The 5,132-nt window shown below is 66.4% G+C and carries 5 protein-coding genes; 1 reads left to right on the forward strand and 4 read right to left on the reverse strand.

Annotated elements, in window-relative coordinates; translation table 11 throughout:
- Positions 1-383 precede the first annotated feature (383 nt).
- The 4 genes from tyrS to ELR45_RS26970 form a co-directional block, all read right to left on the reverse strand.
- A complete protein-coding gene (gene tyrS / locus ELR45_RS26955) occupies positions 384-1,661 on the reverse strand; it encodes a tyrosine--tRNA ligase (RefSeq protein ID WP_129669203.1) in 1,278 nt (425 codons plus the stop codon).
- A gap of 216 nt (positions 1,662-1,877) precedes the next feature.
- A complete protein-coding gene (locus tag ELR45_RS26960) occupies positions 1,878-2,525 on the reverse strand; it encodes a DNA-3-methyladenine glycosylase (protein ID WP_420813958.1) in 648 nt (215 codons plus the stop codon).
- 215 nt (positions 2,526-2,740) lie between these two features.
- Positions 2,741-3,184 carry a nitroreductase family deazaflavin-dependent oxidoreductase gene (locus ELR45_RS26965; RefSeq protein WP_205857347.1) on the reverse strand — a complete coding sequence of 148 codons (444 nt, stop codon included), beginning with the start codon at positions 3,182-3,184 and terminating at the stop codon, positions 2,741-2,743.
- 154 nt (positions 3,185-3,338) lie between these two features.
- Entirely contained in the window at positions 3,339-4,358 is a 1,020-nt protein-coding gene (locus ELR45_RS26970; RefSeq protein ID WP_129669100.1) for a DNA polymerase IV, read from the reverse strand.
- A 101-nt stretch (positions 4,359-4,459) separates the two neighbouring features.
- On the opposite strand from ELR45_RS26970, the gene ELR45_RS26975 reads away from it, so the two are divergent.
- A partial coding sequence (locus ELR45_RS26975) for an O-methyltransferase (protein ID WP_165368129.1) occupies positions 4,460-5,132 on the forward strand: 673 nt, incomplete at its 3' end.

Here is a 5,132-nt window from a genome sequence, read left to right on the forward strand (position 1 = left end):
AGCTTATGTTTTCCCAGCTCTCCGCGTCAAATCCGGACTTTTATCCGAACTGGCGCTGGACCAGAGTCAGTACCGCACTCCTCGCCGGGGCAACTCCACTAGCCTACCACGTCCAACCGGGCTTCGTGTCCCGAACATCTGGCATAAAACTGGGCCGATGTCCGACTGACGCTTACACAGTCTTGGGAGGCACCTCATGAGATGACCGACCCAACCCGACCCGTGTGAGCCCGGCTTGGATGTCCTTCTCAGGAGGTTTGGCACCACGGCCGGCCGCCAAACTCGGCGTCCCGCTCCCGTAGGCCTAGAGAAACTTACGACCTGCGAGCGGGCGACGTCAAATGAGGCCGACGTGACGCCGCCCACTCCTCCAAAACGCCAGGTCAGGCCAGGTCGACGCCGCCAACGGTGCGCTTGCCCCGGCGCAGAACCAGCCAGCGACCGTGGAGAAGATCGTCGTGAGCCGGCCGGGCTTCCGGATCGAGGCCGGGATCGAGGCGGAGGTTATTCACGTACGCCCCGCCTTCCGCCAGCGCGCGTCGCGCGGCCGAGCGTGACGGCACGAGGCCCGACTGGACGAACAACTCGATGTACGTCGGCAGCTCCGCGCCTGCCTCCACGCGGGGTGCGCCCGCTTCGGCCAGCGCCGCCCCGAGAGTCCTCGCGTCGAGATCTTGCAGTGCCCCGAAGCCGAACAACGCGCGCGACGCCGCTTCGACACGTTCAGTCTCTTCCGCACCGTGCACGAGCGCGGTCACATCTTGAGCCAGCGCGCGTTGAGCCGCTCTCGCCGCGGGCTTCTCCGCGAGCTCCTTCTCCAGCTCCGCGATCTCATCCTGGCTTCGGAAGGTGAAGACCTTCAGGTAGTTGACGACGTCCCGGTCATCGCTGTTGAGCCAGAACTGGAAGAAGGCGTACGGACTCGTCATCTCTGGATCAAGCCATACCGCCCCGCCCTCGGTCTTCCCGAACTTGGTTCCGTCAGCCTTGGTCATCAGCGGCGTTCCCAGTGCGTGGACGGCCTCGTGTTCCACCCGGTGGATCAGGTCGACGCCACTGGTCAGGTTGCCCCACTGGTCGCTGCCGCCGGTCTGCAGCGTGCATCCGTACCGGCGCCTGAGTTCCAGGAAGTCCATTCCTTGCAGGATCTGGTAGCTGAACTCGGTGAAACTGATCCCTTGCTCGCTGTTCAGCCGTGCGCTCACCGACTCCTTACTGAGCATGCGGCCGACGCGGAAATGCTTGCCGACGTCTCGCAGGAAGTCGATCGCCGACAGGCCGGACGTCCAGTCCAGGTTGTTGACCAGCTCCGCCGCATGCGGCCCGGAGAAGTCGAGCAACGGCTCGATCTGGCGGCGGATACCTTCCACCCACCCGGCCACAACGTCGGGCTCGTTGAGTGTGCGTTCCCCCGCCATCTTCGGATCACCGATCAGGCCCGTCGCCCCGCCCACCAACGCGAGAGGGTTGTGTCCCGCGTCCTGCAGTCGCCGCATGGTCAGCAGCTGGACCAGGTTTCCTATGTGCAGGCTAGGCGCTGTGGGGTCGAAGCCGCAGTAGTACGTGACCGGACCAGCCGCCAGAGCGGCGCGCAGCGCCTGCTCGTCGGTCGACAGCGCGATCAAACCGCGCCAATGCAGCTCGTCGATGATATCGGTCACGGTGCTCATGTCTCCTTCGAAGATCACAGTGGTTCCGGGCGCTCGGTCCCGACGTGCTAGGCGCGCCCACGCCGGCAGGTCCCGGCCTCCCCCAATGTTCCCGCATATTCCGCATGGGCGCACGCCCGAATCCGCACGCGGCCGGGCACGCCCCCATATGCCCGAGCAGTCGTGATCACGCTCGAGCGGCCTGTCGCGGTAGTCCGGCCTTCAGTGCTAGGCCTTCCGCCGTCGTCGTGGACTGTGCGCGCGGTACGTGGAAACCGTCGGATCACTTTCGATCCAGAAACGCCACGGGAAATGCACACCGTCACCCCCGGGACTGGCGACGCCCACTCGCGGCCCGGTGGCGACTCGTTCCGGCAGCTCGTCCGAGCGCTCCAAGGACAGCTCACTCGCCTCGCCGATCAGATCAGCACCGTTGTGCTCCCGCGCTATGCCAAGCGTTGTCGTCAGCCTCGCAGGGCCGCGCGCCAAGTCACGTGGGGTACGAACCGCAGGCCGGCGACTCTGGGCGACGTCCTGTCCCTCCACAACCTCTCCGGCCCGGAGCAGCACAGCCGTGGCCGTGCCGTCCTCCCCGCACACGACGTTCGCACAGAAGTGCATCCCGTACGTGAAATACACGTAGAGGAAGCCCGCCGGCCCGAACATCACCGCGTTGCGCGGCGTCTGCCCTCGATAAGCATGTGAACCTGGGTCGTCGGCGCCCATATACGCCTCGACCTCGGTGAGCCGTACCGCGACGACGCCCTCGGCAGTCCGATGGCACAGCACACCTCCGAGCAGATCCGGCGCTACCTCGATGCCTGGACGAGACAAGAAGTCCCGGGTGATCGGCTGACTGGTCGGCTGCTCCATCAGAACAAGTATCCAGTTTGCGTCACCGCGTCTGGCACCGCCGTAGGTTTGCCACCCAGGCGGTTCGGCCTCAGAACCGCTACAGGACCTCCGCAAGCCACCATTCGGATGCCGCTCCGAAAGGCTCTGCGCCGTTCCTCACGTCTCTCATCAGCGACTTTGATCTCAGACATCGTCCGAGCCTCATGTCCACCAGCGGGGCCGACGACGCGCTGCCCTCAGCCGCGATCGCCACGTCGCTCGTCGTCGGCTTCGAGGAAGACGACCGGAATGAGGCGGTCCGTGTTCGATTCGTAGACGCGGTAGCCGTGGTAGGCGGCGAGCACCTTCGGCCACCACACCTCCCGCTCCTCCGGGGTCGCCGTACGGGCGCGCACCGGCCACTTCTCCGACCGCACCTGCACCATCGCGCGCGGATCGGCCTGGAGGTTCTGGTACCACTCGGGATGGTTCGGGCGTCCGCCCCACGAAGCGATCACCACGGGCGTGTCGCCGTCGCTGAGGTAAAGCAACGGCACCCGGTGCGGCTTGCCGGTCTTCCGGCCCCGCGTGGTGAGCAACAGCATGTCGTTGCGGACCAGCCGTCGGCCGATCACCCCGCCGGTCAGCCGGTAGAGGAAAATGTGCAGACGAGAAAGCCGCCTAGCTGTGGCATCACGCACACCTCCGAGTTTAGAACCCGGAATCTTCACCCGCCTGATCCCGGACAGACAGATCTGACACGGGCCAGTCGCGAGCGCTTTGTCGACCGGACGGCGCGCCACGGGCCACCGACCTCAGCGCGCCAACACCTCAGCACGTCAGCACGTCAGCGCGTCAACGGGCGAACTCCGCGCGAACCCCCAGCAGTCTCACAGGTCGTCGATCGGTGAACGCGCCGAGCGCCGCGAGAGCCGCTTCCTCGATCGCCGGGGCTTCCGCGGTCGGAGCTGGCAGCGCCTTCCCGTGTGTATAGGTGAAGAATGGTACGTAGCGGACTTTTACGACGACGCGGACGGCCGGGCGGGCCTCTCCGACCACGTCGGCGGCGACGAGGCGCGCCAGCCGGATGACCTCAGCCGTGACATCCTCCCAGTGGTCGAGATCGCTCTGGAAGGTCGTCTCGCGGCTTCGAGAACGGGCGACGTGCGGGGTGTCTGACACTGCAGAGCCTGCCTGGCCCCGGCCCACCCGCACCAGCCACGGCCCGGTCGTCGGCCCGATCCGCGCCGCCAGCGCGTCCGGATCCGCGTGAGCGAGCTGCCGAACCGTCACGATCCCGAGGCTTTCCAGCCGCTTCGCCGTTTTGCGCCCGATGCCGTACAACGCGTCAGTGGGCTGATCACCGAGCACCGCGAACCACGTCTGATGGGTCAGCCGGAACACGCCGGATGGTTTGCCGAACCCGGTGGCCAGTTTGGCCTGCAACCTGTTCTGCCCGATTCCGACGGTGCAGTCGAGATCGGTCGCCTCCCGCACGCGTTCCTGGATCCGCCGAGCCGTGGACTCCGGATCGTCGTGGTCGACGCCGAGAAACGCCTCATCCCACCCCAGGACCTCGACCACGCCGAACTCCCGCAGCACCGTCATCACCTCTACCGACACCGCGTCGTATGTGTCCCGGTCGACGGGGAGGAACACCGCGTCTGGGCAGCGACGGGCGGCCAACCGCAGCGGCAGCCCTGAATGCACGCCGTACTCCCGCGCTTCGTACGAGGCCGTGCTGACAACACCCCGCTTGGTCGGATCCCCGTCGCCACCCACGACGACGGGCCGTCCGCGCAGCTCAGGATCGCGCAACACCTCGACGGCGGCGATGAACTGGTCAAGGTCCACGTGCAGCACCCAGCGGGCCATGGTTCATTGTGCCGTGTCCGCCCCCGCGAGCCGGACGCGTACACGAGACACGCAAGGCTGCAACCCTGACCGGACGGCACCGATTCCGTTACGGTTCGAAGATGAGCCGCTGGATGGATGACAAGGTCGAGGGCTATCTCACCGACTTGGCCGGAACCGAACACGATGACCCCGTACTGACCGAGATGGAAGCATTGGCCGAGGAGAAGGGGTTCCCCATCGTGGGCAGGGCCTCTGGCCGGTACCTCGAGCTCGCGGCGCGCTCCATCGGTGCGAGCCGCGTGATGGAGCTCGGCTCAGGCTACGGCTACTCGGCGTACTGGTTCGCCCGCGCGGTCGGACCCGCGGGCTCCGTGGTCTGCACCGAAGGCGACCCGGAGAACGCACGGCTGGCGGAACAGTACCTGCGCCAGGCCGGTGTCTGGGACCGGGTGACCTACAAAGTCGGCGACGCATTGGAAGTCTTCGCCGAAGAGGACGGCGAGTTCGACATCGTGTACTGCGATGTCGACAAGGACGGCTACCCGGACTGCTGGCTCGCCGCACGAGACCGGATCCGCGTCGGCGGGCTCTGGCTGTGCGACAACGTGATCTGGCACGGTCACGTTGCGACCGGAACCGACCGGGAAGAGCTCCCCGAATGGACACGAGGCTGGACGAAGGACATCCAGGAGCACAACCGGCTGGTGGCCGAGGACGAGCGGTTCATCGGCAGCATCGTGCCGATCCGTGACGGAATCATGGCGGCGCTGCGCATCGCCATGATTCCGTCAC

It is taken from the genome of Phytoactinopolyspora endophytica, assembly GCF_004138495.1.
GTDB lineage: Bacteria > Actinomycetota > Actinomycetes > Jiangellales > Jiangellaceae > Phytoactinopolyspora > Phytoactinopolyspora endophytica.

What these genes read in the sequence shown, in the direction of transcription:
- ELR45_RS26970 (WP_129669100.1), bottom strand. Translation starts at nt 4,358, where the DNA reads ATGGCCCGCTGGGTGCTGCACGTGGACCTTGACCAGTTCATCGCCGCC.